18 protein-coding genes are annotated in these 20,205 nt (G+C 67.8%); 13 read left to right on the forward strand and 5 right to left on the reverse strand.

From position 1 onward, the window contains the following. The first annotated feature begins 179 nt into the window (after nucleotides 1-179). Complete coding sequence (locus ABD974_RS14800) at nucleotides 180-1,685, forward strand: GGDEF domain-containing protein (RefSeq protein WP_345304103.1); 1,506 nt, start codon at nucleotides 180-182, stop codon at nucleotides 1,683-1,685. Between the two features lie 80 nt (nucleotides 1,686-1,765). Here ABD974_RS14800 and ABD974_RS14805 read toward each other — a convergent pair whose 3' ends face one another. The 3 genes from ABD974_RS14805 to ABD974_RS14815 all read right to left on the reverse strand — a co-directional run bounded on the left by ABD974_RS14805 (nucleotide 1,766) and on the right by ABD974_RS14815 (nucleotide 6,155). Then, complete coding sequence (locus ABD974_RS14805) at nucleotides 1,766-2,974, reverse strand: acetyl-CoA C-acyltransferase (protein ID WP_345304104.1); 1,209 nt, start codon at nucleotides 2,972-2,974, stop codon at nucleotides 1,766-1,768. Nucleotides 2,975-3,091: 117 nt separating this feature from the next. Beyond that, the gene (locus tag ABD974_RS14810; RefSeq protein WP_345304105.1) at nucleotides 3,092-5,464 is read right to left on the reverse strand and encodes a 3-hydroxyacyl-CoA dehydrogenase/enoyl-CoA hydratase family protein; all 2,373 of its coding nucleotides are present in this window, start codon (nucleotides 5,462-5,464) and stop codon (nucleotides 3,092-3,094) included. A 61-nt stretch (nucleotides 5,465-5,525) separates the two neighbouring features. Beyond that, nucleotides 5,526-6,155, reverse strand: a complete 630-nt coding sequence (locus tag ABD974_RS14815; RefSeq protein ID WP_345304106.1) for a TetR/AcrR family transcriptional regulator — start codon at nucleotides 6,153-6,155, stop codon at nucleotides 5,526-5,528. Nucleotides 6,156-6,424: 269 nt separating this feature from the next. Between ABD974_RS14815 and ndk the strand changes: the two genes are divergently transcribed. From ndk to ABD974_RS14875, 12 genes are all read left to right on the forward strand, one after another. Next, nucleotides 6,425-6,850: a nucleoside-diphosphate kinase gene (ndk, locus tag ABD974_RS14820; protein WP_345304107.1), complete on the forward strand. Its 426-nt coding sequence runs from the start codon at nucleotides 6,425-6,427 to the stop codon at nucleotides 6,848-6,850. Nucleotides 6,851-6,857: 7 nt separating this feature from the next. After that, nucleotides 6,858-8,048, forward strand: a complete 1,191-nt coding sequence (gene rlmN / locus ABD974_RS14825) for a dual-specificity RNA methyltransferase RlmN (protein ID WP_345304108.1) — start codon at nucleotides 6,858-6,860, stop codon at nucleotides 8,046-8,048. Between the two features lie 111 nt (nucleotides 8,049-8,159). After that, entirely contained in the window at nucleotides 8,160-8,975 is an 816-nt protein-coding gene (locus ABD974_RS14830; protein ID WP_345304109.1) for a helix-turn-helix domain-containing protein, read from the forward strand. A gap of 318 nt (nucleotides 8,976-9,293) precedes the next feature. Continuing rightward, entirely contained in the window at nucleotides 9,294-9,926 is a 633-nt protein-coding gene (locus ABD974_RS14835; RefSeq protein WP_345304110.1) for a YfgM family protein, read from the forward strand. A 14-nt stretch (nucleotides 9,927-9,940) separates the two neighbouring features. Further along, nucleotides 9,941-11,167: an outer membrane protein assembly factor BamB gene (gene bamB / locus ABD974_RS14840; RefSeq protein ID WP_345304184.1), complete on the forward strand. Its 1,227-nt coding sequence runs from the start codon at nucleotides 9,941-9,943 to the stop codon at nucleotides 11,165-11,167. A 99-nt stretch (nucleotides 11,168-11,266) separates the two neighbouring features. Continuing rightward, nucleotides 11,267-12,667, forward strand: a complete 1,401-nt coding sequence (gene der, locus ABD974_RS14845) for a ribosome biogenesis GTPase Der (protein WP_345304111.1) — start codon at nucleotides 11,267-11,269, stop codon at nucleotides 12,665-12,667. A gap of 77 nt (nucleotides 12,668-12,744) precedes the next feature. Continuing rightward, complete coding sequence (mobA, locus tag ABD974_RS14850; protein WP_345304112.1) at nucleotides 12,745-13,347, forward strand: molybdenum cofactor guanylyltransferase; 603 nt, start codon at nucleotides 12,745-12,747, stop codon at nucleotides 13,345-13,347. Continuing rightward, nucleotides 13,344-14,606: a molybdopterin molybdotransferase MoeA gene (locus tag ABD974_RS14855; protein ID WP_345304113.1), complete on the forward strand. Its 1,263-nt coding sequence runs from the start codon at nucleotides 13,344-13,346 to the stop codon at nucleotides 14,604-14,606. Before mobA ends, ABD974_RS14855 begins: the two co-directional genes overlap by 4 nt. Nucleotides 14,607-14,639: 33 nt before the next feature. Further along, nucleotides 14,640-15,776: a molybdopterin-synthase adenylyltransferase MoeB gene (gene moeB, locus ABD974_RS14860; protein WP_345304114.1), complete on the forward strand. Its 1,137-nt coding sequence runs from the start codon at nucleotides 14,640-14,642 to the stop codon at nucleotides 15,774-15,776. A 129-nt stretch (nucleotides 15,777-15,905) separates the two neighbouring features. Further along, entirely contained in the window at nucleotides 15,906-16,766 is an 861-nt protein-coding gene (locus ABD974_RS14865) for a DUF2272 domain-containing protein (protein WP_345304115.1), read from the forward strand. Between the two features lie 115 nt (nucleotides 16,767-16,881). Beyond that, nucleotides 16,882-17,133, forward strand: coding sequence for a hypothetical protein (locus ABD974_RS14870; protein ID WP_345304116.1), 252 nt, complete (start codon nucleotides 16,882-16,884; stop codon nucleotides 17,131-17,133). Continuing rightward, nucleotides 17,130-18,335 (forward strand): low temperature requirement protein A, encoded by a 1,206-nt coding sequence (locus ABD974_RS14875; RefSeq protein ID WP_345304117.1) that lies wholly within the window; start codon nucleotides 17,130-17,132, stop codon nucleotides 18,333-18,335. Before ABD974_RS14870 ends, ABD974_RS14875 begins: the two co-directional genes overlap by 4 nt. Nucleotides 18,336-18,351: 16 nt before the next feature. Here ABD974_RS14875 and ABD974_RS14880 read toward each other — a convergent pair whose 3' ends face one another. Then, complete coding sequence (locus ABD974_RS14880; RefSeq protein ID WP_345304118.1) at nucleotides 18,352-18,831, reverse strand: response regulator transcription factor; 480 nt, start codon at nucleotides 18,829-18,831, stop codon at nucleotides 18,352-18,354. A 292-nt stretch (nucleotides 18,832-19,123) separates the two neighbouring features. After that, nucleotides 19,124-20,197 carry a DUF4438 domain-containing protein gene (locus tag ABD974_RS14885; RefSeq protein ID WP_345304119.1) on the reverse strand — a complete coding sequence of 358 codons (1,074 nt, stop codon included), beginning with the start codon at nucleotides 20,195-20,197 and terminating at the stop codon, nucleotides 19,124-19,126. Between the last annotated feature and the right edge of the window lie 8 nt (nucleotides 20,198-20,205).

Here is a 20,205-nt window from a genome sequence, read left to right on the forward strand (position 1 = left end):
CGGGTCCGCTTCCGGCCCGTTGAAACCGCATCGGATGCGAAATGGAATCCCGGCGCCCGATCGCGGCGAACGCCTTCATTCGTCCACGTGCCGCTGCGCATGACCCTGACTGGACCTGACGCGCCGCCGCGCTTGCCAGCCATCGCTGCAAAGCTCCGTCCATGCAAGGGAGCGTGGCCATGTCGGTGATCCCTGCCGAAAGCCGTGCGCTTCCCGCAATGCGCACGCACTGGCGCGGCTGGGCGGTCTGCCTGACGGCCGTGCTGATCCTGCGATGCGTGGCGTATTACGCGTCATGGCTGCTCGAATACGGCCCTTACGCCAGCCTGTGGTTTCCTGCGGCGGCGATCAGCTTCGCCGCCTGCGCCGTGTTCGGCTGGCGCGCCTTGTTCCCCTTGGCCGCAGCCAGCCTGCTGGGGAGTCTGGCGGCCGCAGAACGCAATGCATCGTCCGCATCGATGATCGAGATCATCTACGGCGGCCTGCTGTACGCGATATTCCATTGCCTCGCTTATTACGCGCTCGCCAGGGCGGTCATGCGTTCGCTCTCGTCCGATGGCCGGTCATCGTTGCCGGCATCGATCACCCTGTTCCTGGTCTACGGTCTGGTCGCGGCGGTCTTCGCCGCCTGCGGCGGCGTCGGCAGCTATTACGCGATGGGCGATCTCTCCGCCGATGCCGCGGAACGGGCCATTCTTCCGTGGATGATCGGCGACTACACCGCGATCGTCGCGCTGGGCCCGCTGTGTCTGCTGGGTTTCCGCGCGCTCGCGCAGCGCATGCGGGTGCCGATGCGGGACGAACTGTTCGCGCTCGACGACCTGCCGCGGCTGCAGACCGGCAGCCGATGGTTCGCGCTGAAGCTGCCGGCCATCCTGCTGGCCGCCAGCGCCGCGCTGTGGGCGATCGCTTCGGACCCGGATTACGGTCCGCTGATCCTGCTGGTGTTCGTCACCATCGTCCTGCAGTTCTGGCTGGTGCATACCCAGACCGTGTTGCAGTCGCTCGTTTCCATCGCGCTGTTCGATACCACCTTCGTGGTGCTGACGCGGGCGTTCGGCCTTGGCGAAATGGCATCGACCCTGCAGTGCGCCATGATCACCCTCGCGGCAGGCAGTTATTTCAGCATGGTGCTGCCCATGCTGTATGCGCGCAGCGAGGAACTGCTGAAACTGTTGACCCATGACACCCTGACCGGCGCCCACACCCGGCATTTCTTCGTGGAAATGGCCGAACGCACACTGCGACAGAGCCGCGGGCACGGACGCCCGGCTTCGATGCTGATGATCGATCTGGACAACCTGAAGCGGATCAACGATCGCGACGGCCATGCCGCCGGCGACTACGCGCTGACGCTGATGGTGCGGATCTGCCGCAAGGTGCTGGGCGACAACGACCTGCTCGGCCGTCTCGGCGGCGACGAATTCTGCGCGATGTTGCCGGATTGCGATCCCGCGCAGGCGGCCGCGACCGCGCAGAAGATGGTGGATGCCGTGCGTGCAGCGGCGAAGGCGTTTCCCGGCGAGATCAAGCCGAGCCTGAGCATCGGCGTGGCCACCGCCAAGGGCGACGACGATTACGAGAGCCTGTGGCTGCGCGCCGATACCGCGCTGTACGTCGCCAAACGCAGCGGGCGCAATCGGATCGCGCAGGAAGAGGTCGCGGAGATCGTCCGAGTCGATTGAATCGATGCGATGCCGCCGCAACCGCGGCATCCGGACGCGTCCACGCCCGGATGCCGTGCCGCAGGCCGGCAAGGCCGCGATCAAAGCGCTTCGAAAATGCCGGCGGCACCCATGCCGGTGCCGATGCACATCGTGACCATGCCGTACTTCTGTTGGCGACGGCGCAGACCGTGCACGATCGTGGCGGTGCGGATCGCACCGGTGGCGCCCAGCGGGTGACCCAGCGCGATCGCGCCGCCCAGCGGATTCACCTTCGACGGATCGAGTCCCAGATCGCGGATCACCGCCAGCGCCTGCGCGGCGAAGGCTTCGTTGAGTTCGATCCAGTCGAGCTGATCCCGGGTGAGGCCGGCCTGCTTCAGCGCCTTCGGGATCGCCGCGATCGGCCCGATGCCCATCACTTCCGGGCGCACGCCGGCGACCGAGAAGCTGACGAAACGGGCCAGCGGGGTCAGGCCGTAGTCCTTGATCGCCTGCTCCGAAGCCAGCAGGACCGCGGCGGCACCATCGCTCATCTGCGATGCGTTGCCGGCGGTGACGGTGCCGCCGAACATGCCGTTGCGGAACACCGGCTTGAGCTTGGCCAGACCTTCGGCCGAGCTGTCCGGGCGCGGGCCTTCGTCGAGTTCGATCAGGCTCTTCTTCACGCGTACGGTGTTGCCGGCCAGATCGGGGATGCGCGAGATCACTTCGTACGGCGAAATCTCGGCCCTGAATTCGCCGGCCTGGATCGCCGCGACCGCCTTGCGGTGGGAATCGAGGGCGAAGGCGTCCTGGTCCTCGCGCGAGATCTTCCACTCCTCGGCGACCTTCTCGGCGGTGATGCCCATGCCGTAGGCGATGGCGACGTTCTCGTCCTTCGCGAACACCTGCGGCGACAGCGCCACCTTGTTGCCCATCATCGGCACCATCGACATCGACTCGGTGCCGCCGGCCAGCATCAGATCGGCGTTGCCGAGGCGGATCTGGTCGGCGGCCATGGCCACGGCCTGCAGACCGGACGAACAGAAGCGATTGATGGTCTGCGCGGCGACGGTGTTCGGCAGCCCGGCGAGCAGCGCGCCGATGCGCGCCACGTTCATGCCCTGCTCGCCCTCGGGCATCGCGCAGCCGATGATGGCGTCGTCGATGCGATTGACGTCGATGCCGGGCGCCTGCGCGACGACGCTGCGCAACGCGTGCGCGAGCAGTTCGTCGGGGCGGGTGTTGCGGAATGCGCCCTTCGGGGCCTTGCCCACCGGGGTGCGGGTGGCGGCGACGATGTAGGCGTCCTGGATCATTTTGCTCATGGTGTCTTGTCCTCGTTGGTCTCCTTCCTCCGCATGCGGGGGAAGGCCGGGAAGGGGCCCGCTTTCGCATCGCCCCCGCCTTGATCCTCCCCGCGGACGGGGAGGAGGATGGGGTCGTCAGTTGCGGAGGGGCTTGCCGGTCTCGAGCATGTGCTTGATGCGCGCCTGGGTCTTCGGCATCTGCGCCAGCGCGACGAAATGCTCGCGTTCCAGACGGATCAGCCATTCCTCGTCGACGATCGCGCCGCGGTCGACTTCGCCGCCGCACAGGACGGTCGCGATCCGCGAGGCGATTTCGTAGTCGTGCTCGGAGATGAAGCGGCCTTCCAGCATGTTCACCAGCATCATCTTGAAGGTGGCGATGCCGACATCGCCGGCGACCTGGATGCGGCGCGCGGGCATCGGCGGACGGTAGCCGGTCTCGGCCAGCGCCAGCGCCTGCTGCTTCGCGATGTGCAGCAGTTCGTAGGCGTTGAAGGCGACGATGTCGTCCTTGCGCAGCAAACCCATGTCCTTCGCCTCGACCCCCGATGCGGAGACCTTGGCCATCGCGACGTTCTCGAACAGCGGCTTGAGCTGGGCGAACACGTCGCCGCCCGGGCCCGCCGCCTGCGAGGCGCGCACCGCGAATTCCTTCAGGCCGCCGCCGGCCGGCAACAGGCCGACGCCGGCTTCGACCAGGCCGATGTAGCTTTCGAGATGGGCCACGGTGCGTGCGGTATGCATCTGGAATTCGCAGCCGCCGCCCAGCGCGAGTCCGCGCACCGCGGCGACCACGGGCACCAGCGAATACTTGATGCGCTGGCTGGTGGCCTGGAAGTTCGCGACCATCGCCTCGAAGCCCTTCACGTCGCCCGCGGCCAGCAGGCCCAGCGCGCCGGCGAGGTCGGCGCCGGCCGAGAAGGGTTCCTTCGGCTGCCAGATCACCATGCCCCGGAAGTCGCGCTCGGCGATGCCGATCGCTTCCTGTAGGCCGTTGAGCACGTGGTCGTTGACTGTGTGCATCTTGGTCTTGAACGACGCCACAGCGATGCCGTCGCCGTCGTGCCAGAGGCGCACGCCATCGTTCTCGTACATCGTCTCGCCCGGGGCGAAGCGCTCGCCCAGCAGCGGATCGGGAAAACGCTGGCGCCGATAGACGGGCAGGGCGGAGCGGGGCAGTTCGGCGCCCTTCGCCGGGCTGAAGCTGCCGGTCGCACCGTGCACGCCATCGCGGCCGTCCAGCACCCAGGCCGGCAGCGGCGCATCGCTCATGGCCTTGCCGGCGGCGATGTCGTCGGCGATCCACTGCGCCACCTGCTTCCAACCCGCGGCCTGCCAGGTTTCGAACGGGCCGAGCGACCAGCCGTAGCCCCAGCGGATGGCCAGATCCACGTCGCGCGCCGTGTCGGCGATGTCGGCCAGATGGTAGGCGCTGTAATGGAACAGATCGCGGAACAGGGCCCACAGGAACTGCGCCTGCGGGTGTTCGCTGGCGCGCAGCTTGGCGAATTTCTCGGCCGGATTCTTCGTCTTCAGGATCTCGACCACTTCAGGCGCGGCGCCGCGATCGGAGGCGCGGTAGTCCTGCTTTTCGAGATCGAGGACGACGATGTCCTTGCCGACCTTGCGGAAGATGCCGGCGCCGGCCTTCTGGCCCAGCGCGCCCTTCGCGATCAGCGCGCCCAGCCAGGCCGGGGCGTTGAAGTACGGGTGCCACGGGTCGCCGGGCAGGGTGTCGGCCATCGTCTTGATGACGTGGGCCATGGTGTCCAGACCGACCACGTCGGACGTGCGGTACGTCGCCGATTTCGGCCGGCCGAGCAGCGGGCCGGTCAGGCCGTCGACTTCGTCGAAGCCCAGCTTGAACGCAGCGGTGTGGTGGATCGTCGCCAGGATCGAGAACACGCCGATGCGGTTGCCGATGAAGTTCGGCGTGTCCTTGGCGTAGACCACGCCCTTGCCCAGGGTGGTCACGAGGAAGGTTTCCAGGCCCTCGAGAACCGCCGGGTCGGTGGTGTTGGCCGGAATCAGCTCGGCCAGATGCATGTAGCGCGGCGGGTTGAAGAAGTGCACGCCGCAGAAACGATGGCGAAGTTCTTCCGGAAGTACTTCCGACAACTTGTTGATTCCCAAGCCTGACGTGTTGCTGGCGAGGATCGCGTCGGGGGCGACGAACGGGGCGATCTTCTTGTAGAGGTCCTGCTTCAAGTCCATCCGTTCGGCGATGGCTTCGATGATCAGGTCGCAGCCGCGCAGGTGCTCCAGACCGCTGTCGTAGTTCGCCGGGGTGATCGCTTCACCCAGCGATTTGCTGGCGAGCGGGGCGGGCGAGAGCTTGCCGAGGTTGGCGAGCGCCTTGAGCACGACGCCGTTGGGGTCGCCTTCTTTCGCGGCCAGATCGAACAACACGGTGTCGACGCCGGCATTGGTCAGATGGGCCGCGATCTGCGCACCCATCACGCCGGCGCCGAGAACCGCGGCTCGCCGTACGAGCGGTTTCTGAGACATGTTCTGCATCCTGTTGATTGCGTGGAATATTTCTGTTTTCAGGGTCGGGGCGTTGCGCCCGTCAATTGATCTTGCCGGCCTTGAATCCGGCCGCCGCGAAACGGATCAATTCCTTCGCGGCGCGCTCGCGGTGTTCGAGCTCCGACACCCCGGCCGGGCGCTTGATCATCCCGAAATCGGCCATGGCGTAGGTCAGGGCGCCTGCGAGGAAGTCGAGGCGCCAGTACAGCTCTTCCTTGCTCAGCCCGGGCATGCAGGCCGAGATCGCCTTGCCGAACTCGCGCAGCACGTGGCCGTACTGCTCCGAAAGGAAGCGGCGCAGGCTGTCGTTCTTCTCCGCGTAGGCGCGAGCGATCACGCGGATGAAGGCGCCGCCGCCATGCCGGTCCTGGGCCATCGCGAGCGGCGGTTCGACGAAAGCCGCGAGGATGCCCTTGAGATCGGCGGGATCGGTCTTCACCGCGGCCTGCAGACGGGACAGACGCTGGGCGCTCATTTCGTCCATGCGGCGGCGGAACACCTCGTTGACGAGGTTTTCCTTGCTGCCGAAGTGATAATTGACCGCTGCGATGTTGACGTCGGCCTGACTGGTGACCTGTCGCAGGGAGGTGCCGCCGAAGCCGTACTGGGCGAACAGCGTCTCCGCGGCATCGAGAATCCTTTCCTTGGTCGAGAACTGGGCTTTGCTCATTCGAGGCTCCGGGTTCCGAGGAAGGTGGCCGGTTCGGCGGAGTCGTTCCGCGCGGCCGGATGAATCAAACGCTTGTTTGAGCATACGCCGTTCCGCGTCCGGCTGCAAAACGTGATCGACGACAAAGGTGCAAGGAGACCGTGCGCCGGGTTAGAATCCTCTGCAGCCCAATCGGCTAAACCCGCGTCCCCACGCGGGTTTTTCCTTCCCATTCATGTTATCTTCCGGTCGCTTCGATCGCGGCCGTCTACCCCCGGAGACCACCCGTCATGGCGCTGGAGCGCACTATCTCGATCATCAAGCCCGATGCCGTCGCCAAGAACGTCATCGGCGAAATCTATTCGCGTTTCGAAAAGGCGGGCCTCACCGTCGTCGCCGCGAAGATGAAGCATCTCTCGCGCAAGGAAGCCGAAGGCTTCTACGCCGTGCACCGCGAACGCCCCTTCTTCAACGCGCTGGTCGAATTCATGATCTCGGGTCCGGTGATGATCCAGGTGCTCGAAGGCGAGAACGCCGTGCTGAAGAATCGCGAGCTGATGGGCGCCACCAATCCGAAGGAAGCCGCGCCGGGCACGATCCGCGCCGACTTCGCGTCCTCGATCGACGCCAACGCCGTGCATGGTTCCGATTCGCTGGAGAACGCCGCGATCGAAACCGCGTACTTCTTCAGCGCCACCGAGCTGTGCCCGCGGTGACGATGACGTGAACGAGGTCGTGCAGAACAATCCGATCAAGCAGAATCTGCTCGACCTCGATCGCGAGGGGCTGGAGTGCTTCTTCGCCGATACCCTTGGCGAGAAGCGCTACCGCGCCCATCAGGTGATGAAGTGGATCCATCACCGCCATGTCACCCAATTCGAAGACATGACCGACCTGGGCAAGGCGCTGCGGGCCAAGCTCGAAACGCACGCGGAAGTCCGCGTGCCGCAGGTCCAGTTCGACAAACCGTCCGAAGACGGCACCCACAAATGGTTGCTGGGCATGGACGGCAGGAACGCCATCGAAACCGTCTACATCCCCGACAAGGGACGCGGCACGCTGTGCGTGTCCTCGCAGGTCGGTTGCGCGTTGAACTGCACGTTCTGCTCGACCGCGACCCAGGGCTTCAACCGCAATCTGTCCACCGCCGAGATCGTCGGCCAGGTGTGGACCGCGGCCCGCCATCTCGGCAACGTGCCGCACAAGCAGCGCAGGCTCACCAACGTGGTGATGATGGGCATGGGCGAGCCGCTGGCGAATTTCGACAACGTCGTGCGCGCGATGAGCGTCATGCGCGACGACCTCGGATATGGTCTGGCCAACAAGCGCGTCACCCTGTCGACCGCCGGCATGGTGCCGATGATCGATCGGCTGGCGCAGGAGAGCGACGTGTCGCTCGCGGTGTCGCTGCATGCGCCGAACGACGAACTGCGCGATCAGCTGGTGCCGCTCAACAAAAAATATCCGATCGAAGAACTGATGGCCGCCTGCGTCCGCTATGCGAAGCGCAAGAAGGGCGAGTCCGTCACCTTCGAATACACGTTGATGAAGGACGTGAACGACCAGCCGCAGCAGGCGCGCGAACTGGTCCGCCTGCTGCGCGCGTTCGACAACGCGGTGCAGATGAAGGACGCGGCGAAGGTCAATCTGATCCCGTTCAATCCGTTCCCCGGCACGCGCTACCAGCGTCCGGACGAAACCGCGATCCGCGCCTTCCAGAAACTGCTCAACGATGCTGGCATGATCGCGCCGGTCCGCCGCACCCGCGGCGACGACATCGACGCGGCCTGCGGCCAGCTCAAGGGCCAAGTGGCCGACCGCACACGGCGACAGGCCGAATTCCGCAAGACGCTCGACGCGCGCGGGGAGCGCGAGGCGGGCGGCAACGAACCCGGGGCGGCACATGCGGCGTGATGCGCTGCCCTCCATGACCATCGGATGCGGCGCTCCGGCGAGCGTCGCCTGCACAGTGCGGGACAGATCTGCTTTGGGGAGCGATTCGCGATGACATCTTCCGAGACCGGTATGCCCGAGAGCGCTCGCGGCATCGGCGAACGTCTGCGTCAGGCCCGCATCCGTGCCGGGTTGAGTACTTCCGAGGTCGGTACCCGGCTGAAGATGCCCACCCACGTCATCGAAGCGCTCGAGCGCGAAGACTGGGCGAAGATCGGTGCTCCGGTCTTCATCCGCGGCCAACTGCGCAGCTACGCGAAGCTGCTTGGCGTCCCTGTCGACGCGGTCGCGGAGAGCGTCGCGGTGCCCGCCGCCAGGGCGACCGAACTCGTGCCGCGCACCTACACGCCGCGCGTGCAGCGCCTGGCCGAACAGACCGCCCGCCGACTGGTCTATGTCGTGATCACCGCGACGATCGCGGTACCGGTGTGGCTGGCCACGCGGTCACATCTCGACACCCGGGTCGATGCGGTCTCGCTCGACAGCAACGCCGATCTCAATCTGCCGCCGGCGCAGGACGCCGCGACGTCCCGGGTCTCCGGTCCGGCTTCGGCGCCGGCGGCGCAGTCGCAGGCACCGCTGGTCGCTTCGATCACGCCGATGCCTCCGCGCACTGCGCCCGCATCCGATCTGACCGTCAGTTTCAGCGGCGAAAGCTGGGTGCGGCTCACCGCGCCCGACGGCAGCGTCATCGAACAGGCGCTGGTCCAGCCCGGCCAGCAGCGCGTGTTCCAGCCCGGCCAGATCGGCAAGGCCGTGCTCGGCAACGCACAGGCCGTGTCCGTGCGTCATCGCGGCCAGACCATGGACCTCACGCCCTTCATCCGCGCGAATGTGGTGCGCTTTACGGTATCCTCTGACGGTTCTCTCCAGCCGGTCGACCGCTGAGGGGTCCCGACAGGCCGTCGCACGGTGCTTCGCGCACCGCATCGATGTTCCGCCCGGAATCCAACGCACGGCCCACCGCGCCGGGGCGAGATTCCGGCGCGTTCACGGCGACGTGCGCCCGCCCGCCATCCGCTGCGATGCAGACGATTTGTCGGCGTTGCCGCGGTCCGCTGCAGACGCCCCGCGCGACGGCCATGATTCAGGCGCCGCTTGGTACAAGTGCACGGCGGTGCGGCGCGATCGTCGACGCCGGGCACTCGCGGAACGCCCCGGCACGCCTCCCACCGACAGCAGCACAATCCGAGACCTATCCGACCCATGGCGATCGACGATCTCCTCGACGAACACGAACAAAGCGAACGCGTCCGCACCTGGCTGCGCAACAATGCGGCCGGTCTCATCGGCGGCGTCGCGCTCGGCCTCGCGGCCATCTATGGCTGGTTCTGGTGGAAAGACCAGAGCACCGCGAAACAGATGAAGGCCAGCGACGAATACCAGGCCGTGCTGGACCAGATCCAGGCCGGCAAGATCAAGGACGCGCAGGTCAAGGCCGCCGGTCTGAAGGACACCTCGTTCGCGGCCCTCGCCGCGCTGGATCTGGCCAAGGCCCAGGTCGACAGCGGCAAGCGCGACGATGCGATCGCCACGCTGCGCGCCGCGAAGACCGACGACAGCGTCGTCTCCGCCATCGTGTCGCAGCGCCTCGCGCGGCTGCTGATCGATGCCGGCAAGGGCGAAGAAGCCCTGACCCTGTTGAACGGCGGCGACGATGCCGCTTCGCATGAAGTCCGCGGCGACGCGCTGTTCGCGCTGGGTCGCAAGGAACAGGCCCGCGACGCCTACAACAAGGCCCTCGGCCTGCTCGACGTGGCCGCGCCGCAGCGCCGTCTGCTCGAACTGAAACTGTCGCAGGCCGGCGGCACGCCGCCGAAACCCGAATCCGCCTCTTGAGCACCTCCAACACGATGAATCCGACCCGGTTTCCCCAAACGCGGTTTCCGAAAGTCCCGTCCCTGCGGCGCAACGCACTGCTGAAGGTCGCCCTGCTGTCCGCAGCGGTCGCCCTGTCCGGCTGCACCACCGTCAAGGGCTGGTTCGAGATCGGCGACAAGGACGCCAAGGCCGCGCGCAAACCGGTCGAGCTGACCGAATTCGTTCCCTCCACCACCGTCTCGCGGCTGTGGACGGCGGACGCGGGCGATGGCGAATCCCGCCTCGGCCTGACCCAATCGCCGGCGGTAGCCGATGGTCGCGTCTACGCCGCTGCGGTCGAAGGCGGCGTGCGCGCGTTCGATCTGCAGAGCGGCGCGCAGGTCTGGAAATACGAAAGCAAGCGCGCGTTGACCGGTGGTCCCGGTGCCGGCGACGGTCTGGTCGTGATCGGTACGCTCGATGGCGACGTGATCGCGCTCGATGCCGCGACCGGTGCCGAGAAGTGGACCGCGAAGGTGCCGAACGAAGTGATCGCCGCGCCCGCCATCGGGCAGGGCACCGTGCTGGTGCGCTCCAATGACGGTCGCGTGACCGCGTTCGACATCGCCAGCGGCCAGCGCCGCTGGTTCTGGAATCACGATCTGCCGTCGCTCACCATCCGCGGCAACGACTCGCCCGTTTTCGGCCCCGGCTTCGTGTTCGTCGGCAACGACGACGGCACGCTGGTGGCGCTGTCGCTGGTCGACGGCCGTCCGCTGTGGGACCAGCCGGTGGGCCAGCCCGACGGCCGCACCGAGCTCGACCGCATGGCCGATGTCGACGGCGCCCCGGCGCTCGACGGCGCCACGCTGTACGCGACCAGTTACAAGAAGCAGACCCTGGCGGTCGACGCGCCGACCGGCCGTCCGTTGTGGTCGCAGGATCACGGTGGTGCGGGTCGCGTCGGCGTCGCCGCCGATCGCGTGATCGTCGCCGATCCGGCCGGCGTGGTCTGGGCGCTCGACAAGAGCGGCGGCTCCGCGCTTTGGCAGCAGGCCGGTCTGTCCCGTCGCAATCTCTCGGGCGCGGCGGTGCAGGGCGAGTTCGCGGTCGTCGGCGATTACGACGGCTATCTGCATTGGCTGCGCCTGGACAACGGCGACTTCGGTGCCCGCGTCCGTACCGGTCGCGACCCGGTGCGCGCCGCGCCGGTCGTGGTCGACGGCATCCTCGTCGTGCAGAACACCGCGGGCGGCCTCAGCGCCTGGCGCCTGCAGTAAATCCTTCGCTGGCAAGCGTCCGTGGCCCCGGGTAGTCTGACTGCCCGGGGTCGCGCGTTTCTGGCTTCCCCGTTCCGACTCCCAAAACGAACTCATCCCATGCTTCCCGTCGTCGCCCTCGTCGGCCGTCCCAATGTCGGCAAATCGACGCTGTTCAACGCGCTGACCCGCACCCGCGACGCGCTCGTCCACGACGAGCCGGGCGTCACCCGCGACCGCAACTACGGCATCTGCCGTCTCGACGAGGCGCGGCCGTTCGTGATCATCGATACCGGCGGCATCGCCGGCGAAGAGGAGGGCTTGGCCGGCGCGACCGCGCGCCAGTCGCGCGCCGCGGCCGAAGAAGCCGACCTCGTGCTGTTCATCGTCGATGGCCGCGAAGGCCCGTCGTCGCTGGACGACGAGATCCTGCGCTGGCTGCGCAAGGCCGACCGGCCGACCGTGCTGGTGGTGAACAAGACCGACGGCATCGACAGCCGCGCCGCCATCGCCGAGTTCGCGCGGTACGGCATCGCCGACGTCATCGGCATTTCCTCGGCGCATCGCCAGGGCCTGGACCGGCTGCTCGAAGACACGCTGTCGCGGCTGCCGGCCGAAGGCGAGGGCGAAGTCCTCGACAACGATCCGGAGCGCGTGCGCATCGCCTTCGTCGGCCGCCCGAACGTCGGCAAGTCCACGCTGGTGAACCGCATGCTCGGCGAGGAGCGGATGATCGCTTCGGAAGTGCCGGGCACCACCCGCGATTCCATCGCCGTCGATCTCGAACGCGACGGCCGCAAATATCGCCTCATCGACACCGCCGGCATCCGCCGCAAGTCCAAGGTCGAGGAAGCGGTCGAGAAATTCTCGATCGTGAAGACCCTGCAGGCGATCGAGCAGTGCCAGGTCGCGGTGATCATACTCGACGCCAGCGAAGGCGTGACTGATCAGGACGCCAGCGTGCTCGGCGCGGTGCTCGACGCCGGCCGCGCGCTGGTCGTCGCGGTCAACAAGTGGGACGGGCTGTCGCAGTACCAGCGCGAGCAGACCGACGGCCTGCTGTCGCGCAAGCTCTCGTTCGTGAACTGGGCCGAGGCGGTGCACATCAGCGCCAAGCACGGCTCCGGCCTGCGCGAGCTGTTCGCCGCGATCCATCGCGCGCATCGCTCGGCGACCTACACCTTCAGCACGTCCGAGGTGACGCAGGCGATGGAAATCGCCTACGAAACCAATCCGCCGCCGTCGATCCGCGGCCATGTCTCGAAGCTGCGCTTCGCGCATCCGGGCGGCGAGAATCCGCCGACCTTCGTGGTCCACGGGTCGCGCCTGCGCACGTTGCCGGAAAGCTATCGGCGCTATCTCGAGAACTTCTTCCGCAAGCGCTTCAAGCTGATCGGCACGCCGGTGCGCTTCGTGTTCAAGGAAGGCGAGAACCCGTACAAGGACAAGAAGAACGTCCTCACCGAAGGGCAGATCAAGAAGCGCCAGCGCATGATCCGCCACGCCAAACGGAACAAGTAGGGCGGGACAATCCCCGCCTTCCGGTCGCGAATGATCGCAGACGTTCGCGGATCCGGATGCCCGACGCGCCTCGCATCGTGAAGACGTCCATCCCCGCCGCCGACATCACCCTGGGCCTGCTCGCAGGCGGTCGAGGTACTCGTCTGGGCGGCGTCGACAAGGCCTGGCTCGAACGCGAGGGCGTGCCGCAGGTGGTGCGCTGGTCGAAACGCTTCGTCGACGAACATGGACCGCTGCTGGTGTCCGCGAATCGCGACCCCGACCGCCATGCCGTACACGGATTCCGCGTCGTCCCTGATCGCACCCCCGATCTCGGGCCCATCGGCGCACTCGACGCGCTCGCCGACGCCTGCGCGACGCCATGGCTGTTCACGCTGCCGGTGGATCTGGTCGGCGCGAACGACTGCCTGTTGCGCACGCTCGTCTCGCAGCGCGGCGGCGACGGCGCATACGCGGTCGATGCCGATGGCCCGCAGCCGTTGGTCGCACTGTGGCGCCGCGACGCGCTGCGGATCGCCTGCGCAGCGGCCATCGCCGCAGGCGAATCCGCGGTGCACCGGCTGCGGCAACGGCTCGATCTGCCGGCGGTGCTGTTCGCCGGCGTGCGCTTCGGTAATCTCAACACGCCCGACGATCTGCGCGCCGCGGGTCTCGTCGTTCCGGAGTCGTCATCGACATGAATTTCCCCACCCGCATCGGTTTCGACGAGGCCCAGACCATCGTCGCGCGCGTCGCCGCCGGCCGTCGGCTGCCCGCGGAGCGCGTCGCGCTGGCGAAGGCGCATGGTCGCGTGCTGGCGCAGGCGCTTGATGCCGAGATCGACCAGCCCGGTTTCGACAATTCGGCGATGGACGGTTTCGCGCTCCGCCACGCTGATCTCCAGCCCCCCGGTCTCGACCCCGCCGGCGAAACCACGCTGCGACTGGTCGGCGAGCAGTTCGCCGGCACCGCGCTCGATCTGCGCATCGGCCCCGGCGAGTGCGCGCGGATCACCACCGGTGCGCCGCTGCCTGCGGGCGCGGACACGGTGGTCATGAAGGAGAACACGTCGCTCGATGGCGATCGCGTGCGCATCCTGTCGGCGCCGAAACCCGGCCAGCACGTGCGTCGCGCCGGCGAGGACGTGCGCGTCGGCGATGCGCTGCTCACGGCCGGCCAGCGGCTGACGCCATCGCGGATCGCGCTGGCCGCGGGGCAGGGCATGGATCGCATCGAGGTGGTGCGCCGGCCGACGGTCGCGGTGTTCACCACCGGCGACGAACTGGTCGAACCCGGCCTGCCGCTGCGGCCGGGCGAGCTGTACGACAGCAATCGCGAACTGTTGATGGGCCTGCTGCGCGCCGACGGGCTGGAGCCGGTGGCCTGGCCGCGACTGCCGGACGAACCCGAAGCAGTGGCTTCGGCGCTGCGGCATGCCGGCCACGCCTTCGATGTCGTGCTCACTTGCGGCGGCGTGTCCGCGGGCGAGAAGGATCATCTGCCGGCGCTGCTGCAGGCCGAGGGCCGGGTGCATTTCTGGAAGGTGCGGATGAAGCCGGGCATGCCGCTGCTGCTCGCCGAATCGCATTCGGCGCTGGAGGGCGGCGCCGGCGGTCTCGGCGAGGCGCTGTTCCTGTGCCTGCCGGGCAATCCGGTGTCGGTGCTGGCGACCTATCTGACCCTGGGGCGCGCGCTGCTGGATGGCCTGCAGGGGCGCGCCGAGCCGCGTCCGCGCCTGCGCGCGCGCCTGCGCACGGGCTGGCGCAAGACCCACGAACGCCTCGAATTCCTGCGTGGCCTGCTGTCCTGCGACGAGGACGGCCAGTTGTGGGTCGAACCCAATCCCGCCGATGGCTCGCACCGCATGCGCGCCGCTGCGGATTCGGATGCGCTGATCGTGCTGGGCGAAGGCGAGCGCACGCTGGAAGCGGGAGGCGTGGTCGATGTGCTGGCGTATTGAAGCGGCCATGATCCGGAAGGAGATGATCGGCTGATGCGCATTTCCGAACCTACGCCCGCCGAGGCCCTGGATCGCCAGCGCGACGGCGCGGTGCTGATCGATGTGCGTGAGGCGCACGAGCGTGCGCTGGGCATGGCCGAAGGCGCGCGCGGCATCGCGATGGGCGAGCTGATCGGCAACGCCGCCGCGCATCTGCCCGATGCCGATGTCGAACTGCTGCTGATCTGCCAGAGCGGCCTGCGCTCGCTGCGCACCGCAGAGGCCTTGGCCGCGCAGGGGTTCGCGAACGTGATGTCGGTGGCCGGCGGTACCGCACGCTGGATCGCGGAGGGTCTGCCGGTGGCGATGCCCGACGGCGACATCGATGGCGACTTTGCCGAACGCTATTCGCGGCATCTGCGCCTGCCACAGGTGGGCCTCGACGGCCAGCGCCGGCTCGAAGCCGCGCGGGTGCTGCTGGTCGGCGCGGGCGGGCTCGGTTCGCCGGCCGCCTACTATCTCGCCGCCGCGGGTGTCGGCACCCTGCGCATCGCCGACGACGATGTCGTCGATCGCAGCAATCTGCAGCGCCAGATCCTGCACACCGATGCGGCCATCGGCCTGCCGAAGGTCGAGTCCGCGGCCGCGACGCTGACCGCGCTCAATCCGCGCACCCGGATCGAGGCCGTCCGCGAACGCGTCGGCAGCGCGAACGTCGAACGCCTGCTCGACGGCGTCGATGTCGTCGTCGACGGCGCCGACAATTTTCCGGCGCGCTATCTGCTCAACGACGCCTGCGTGAAACTCGGCACGCCGCTGGTCTACGGCGCCGTGCACCGGTTCGAAGGCCAGGCCAGCGTGTTCGATGCCGGCCGGCATCGCGGCGCATCGCCGTGTTATCGCTGCCTGTTTCCGGAGCCGCCGTCGCCGGAGAACGCGCCGAACTGCGCTGAGGCCGGCGTGCTCGGCGTGCTGCCGGGCGTGATCGGCCTGATCCAGGCGACCGAAGCGATCAAGCTGATCCTCGGCATCGGCGTGCCGCTGTCCGGACGCCTGCTGCAGTTCGATGCGCTGTCCATGCGCTTCCGCGAAACGCGCCTCGCCGCCGACCCCGATTGCGCGGTCTGCGCGCCGGGCCGCGCGTTTCCGGGTTACATCGACTATGCGGCGTTCTGCGCGGGCTCGCAGTGACATTCGCATGATGCCGGATACGGACTGACGCAGCCGCGCGCATCGCTCAGAATCGACCAGACACAAAGGGGGTGCGAGATGGTGCGCAGAAACGTTTTTTCCCTGTCGGGTCCGGTCGCGGTTCTGCTGATGGCAAGCGCCATGGTCGAAGCGAGGGCGCTGCCGTGCGAGTTCACCGATGCGGATGCGCAGCGTCATCCGATCGGCATCCAGATCGCGAAGACCGCCTGCCGGGAACACGCGGACTGGCATGCGCCGTTCATCGGGCTCGACGGCCGCGCCGGCTGGCGCGACGGCTGGAATCCGATGGAAGCCGAAGGCGGGCGCGACCGTCTGCTCGATCGGACGGAACCGTGGAAGCGCGTGGCGAGCTACTGGCGTTCGACGCCCGCGCTCGATCAGATGATCGCCAGCAGGATCCATGGCGCCACGGAGTGCAAGACCGAGGCGACGACCTGGTCCGCCGCGGCGTTCTGCAGGACCTTCATCGTCGAGAATCCCTGGTCGGCCGCCTTCATTTCCCACGTCATGCGGGCGTCAGGGTTGAACGACTTCGCGTTCTCGCGCGATCACATGGGTTATCTGCGGGCCGCTTACCTGGCTTCGGGGACATCCGCGCCCTATCGTCTGGTGGCGCCCTCCGCCGAAAAGCCGGAACTCGGCGATCTCCTCTGCTATTCGAGACAGGGCGGGGTCGAAGATCATCGCGATCTCATCGCGATGTTCGAGCGCGGCGAACGCGACTTGGCCACGCATTGCGATGTCGTCGTCGGCGTGAATCTCGATGGCGACAGCAAGCTGTACGTGATCGGCGGCAACGTGCTGCAGGCGGTTACGATGCGCAAGCTCAGTCTGAATGCGCGCGGCGTCTTTTCCCCGCCGGCGGTCGGGCCCGAGCGCGGCGCGTGCGGCATGAACCGGGAGGACGACTGCAGCCTGAGCCGCAAGCACTGGATCGCGCTGTTGAAGCTGCGGCGACAGGGGCCCTGAAGACCCGGAATCGCATTGCGATCCGTGCCGGATCGCGGATACTTGCGAAGCGGCTGTCCGGTCGGCGTTCGCTCAGGACCGGCGGCATCCCGCATCTCAACCCGGCAGGTGGATCATGCGTACACTCGTTCTGCTCGTCATCGGCCTGGCCCTGGTTGCCGTGTTCCTGCGTCTGGCCGGCCCCGAGCGGCGGCGGCTCGCCGCACTGATCTTCGTGGTGGCCTGGCTGACCGTCATCGGCTGGAACTTCAGTCTGGGTCTCTCGCACGGGTATTCGCTGGTGGAAGAGCTGCCGATCCAGGCGCTGCTGTTCGGGGTTCCGGCCTTCGCGGCCTGGTGGTTCTCGCGCCCGGCGCCGAACGCATGAGTGTCGGCAGTCTGCTGCGCGCTCGCGATCGCGAGGACAGCAGCCGGGTCGGGTTCGTCGAGCTGTTCTTCGATCTGGTCTTCGTCTTCGCGATCACCCAGTTGTCGCACGTCCTGCTGGCGCATCCGACGCCATTCGGCGCCCTGCAGACGGCGCTGTTGCTGGCTGCGGTCTGGTGGGTCTGGATCTACACCTCGTGGGTGACCAACTGGCTCGATCCCGAGCGCGTCCCGGTGCAGGCCTGCCTGTTCGCGCTGATGCTGGCGGGGCTGGTGATGTCGGCATCGCTGCCGCGCGCGTTCGAGGATCGCGGGTCGGCGTTCGCGATCGCGTATGTCGCGATGCAGGTCGGGCGCACGCTGTTCATGCTGTGGTGCGTGCGCGGTGCGTCGTTGGCGATGCGCCGCAATTTCCAGCGCATTCTGGCCTGGATGCTGGTTTCGGCGGTGTTCTGGCTGACCGGCGCCCAGGCCGAAGGCGCGGCCCGCTTCGCATGGTGGTCGGTCGCGCTGGCGCTGGAATTCGTCGCCCCGATCCTGCTGTTCCGGGTGCCCGGGCTCGGCCGTTCCAGCACCGCCGACTGGGACGTGGACGGCAATCACATGGCCGAGCGCTGCGGTCTGTTCGTGATCATCGGGCTCGGCGAATCCCTGCTGGTCACCGGCGCCACGTTCGCCGAGTTGGTGTGGCGGCCGGACGTCGTCGCCGCATTCGTGGTCGCGGTGCTGGGTTCGATCGCGATGTGGTGGGTGTATTTCGACAGCGGCGCCAAGCGTGCGCATCATCGCATCGCCCATTCCAACGATCCCGGGCGGATCGCGCGGATCGCCTACACCTACCTGCATCTGCCGATCGTCGCCGGCATCATCGTCTCCGCGGTCGGCGACGAGATGGTGCTGGCGCACCCCGGGCATGCAGACGGCCCGGCCATCGCCGCGATCATCGGCGGCCCCGCGCTGTACCTGCTGGGCAATGCGCTGTTCAAGTGGGTGACCAACGACCGCAGGCTGCCGCCGCTGTCGCACATGGCGGGTCTGGCGCTGCTGTCGGCGCTGGTGGTGCCGGCGACGATGCATCTGTTCGGCGCGCTCGCGCTGGCGACCGCCGTGCTGGCGGTGCTGGCGCTGGTCGCGGTCTGGGAACACGTGTCGATCCACCGTGCGATCCCGCGCCCGACCCACGCCGGAGCGCCGACGCACTGAGCGCGGCGCTGCGGCTTCAGTCGTGGTGTTCGCGCTGCAGGATGTCGACGGTGGCCCACGAGGCGCAGCGGAACACCATCGCCGACCGGCTGTGGACGTTGAGCTTGCAGAAGATCTGCTTGAGATAGGTCTTGACCGTGTACTCGCTGATCCGCAGCCGGTCGGCGATCTGCTTGTTGACGCAGCCCAGGCAGACCAGGCGGACGATCTGCAGTTCGCGTGCGGTCAGTGCGGCCAGCGGATCGGTGTCCGGGCCGCCGCTGGGCGCCGCGGGCACCGGGCGTGCGAACACGGCGTAGCGGCGTCCGCCCAGATCGAGGCTGCCCAGGCGTCGTCCGCTGGCGTCGTTGCGGTCGTCGGACGCCGGATCGAGCGGGCCGTCCTCCACCACCACCATGCACGGCGTATTGTCGAGACTGAATTCCGCGAGCACGGCTGCCGCCGGCGCCGCGGCCTGCGCTCCCTGCGACGCGGTGGACTCCTTCCGAATGTTCATCGTCCTGGGTCCATGACAAATGCTGCCGTATGGCGACAACGGGACGGATCGTTGCGGAACGGGCGTCCGCGCGATCCCCGATCCGGAGAACGCGGCCGGCCCGGCCGGCCGCGTTCCGGTGCGCTCGCTGGATGAATCCCCTGTGCATCGCCTGCGAAGCGATCTTCGATTTTATTTGGTACAGCGAAGTCGAGAACGCATTCCGCGAGCGCGGGCGTCCACCGTTCGTCGACAAGTCCGCTGTCGACATCGTCGTTCGATGAGGCTTCCAGAATGCGGATGAGAAATCGATTCATTCCGCGGCGTGGGAGGTGGTGGCGAACGACAGCCGCGGCGGCAGTTCGCGGGCGACGCAGGCGCGGCGCGGGTCGCGCTCGGGCAGGGTGGGGCGCTGCCGGGGCGGCACGGGGGTGCGGATGCCGAGGACTGCGGCGAGGTTTGCCCCGGGTTCGCGGTAAGGCCGCAATTGCGCGGCCGGACCGGTGATGAGCGGTGTGACCCCGGGGCCGTGGCCGCTGACCGTGCTGTCGCCGTGCACGATGATGCCGATGGTGACGCGTCCCTGGCGCACGGAGGGCCCGCGCCGGGTATCGGCGTTCACGATCGCGACCAGGTCGCCGAAACGCAGGCTGCCGAGGCGATGCCGCGCGCGCAGGTCGCGATCGGACATCTGGATGTCGTAATCGCCGCGCCAGGCGGTGTTCTTGCCCAGGCCGGAGCCCATCAGCACCGCGGGGATGAAGTGGGTGACCGGCACATGCAGCGCGCCGTCGCGCACGTGCAGCCCCCAGGCGCGCAGCAATCGCGGCGAACAGTTCATCAGTTCGAGTTCGGGCGCATCGGGAAAACGCAGGCCCAGCCCGTGGCTGCGGATCTGGATGCGATCACCGATGGCCAGCCGGGCCAGCACCTCGGTCGGGAAATCCACCAGCACGTGGTTGATGCCGCCGTGCTTGCCGGTGACCACCCCGCGACGGCCGAGCATGCGTCCGCTCAGCACTTCCGCGACGTTGCCGACGCAGGCGTAGGTCATCAGCGCGTTGTTGGGGCCGTCGCGCGGACCCACCACTTCGCGGCCGTTGTTGTGCAGGGCGACGCCCGGCTCGATGTGGTCGCCGGCCAGGCCGATGCAGGCATCGCCGATGCGATGGTTGAGCACGATGCCGCCGGTGCCCGGCAGCACCCGCGGCACGCCGTCGTAACCGATGCGATAGGGATTGGCGCGCGCGATCGGGTGCGCGATCTGGCCGCTCACGCTGACCACGACCAGTTCGTCGCCGTTGATGCGCGGCGCGGTCCTGCGATCGGGGATGCGGCGCCCGGCCACGGTCTGCGGGCGGGGCGAAGTCGGAGCGACGGCGTGCATGATCGGTT

Origin of the sequence: Lysobacter hankyongensis (assembly GCF_039543145.1) — a bacterium.
Classification (GTDB): domain Bacteria; phylum Pseudomonadota; class Gammaproteobacteria; order Xanthomonadales; family Xanthomonadaceae; genus Lysobacter_I; species Lysobacter_I hankyongensis.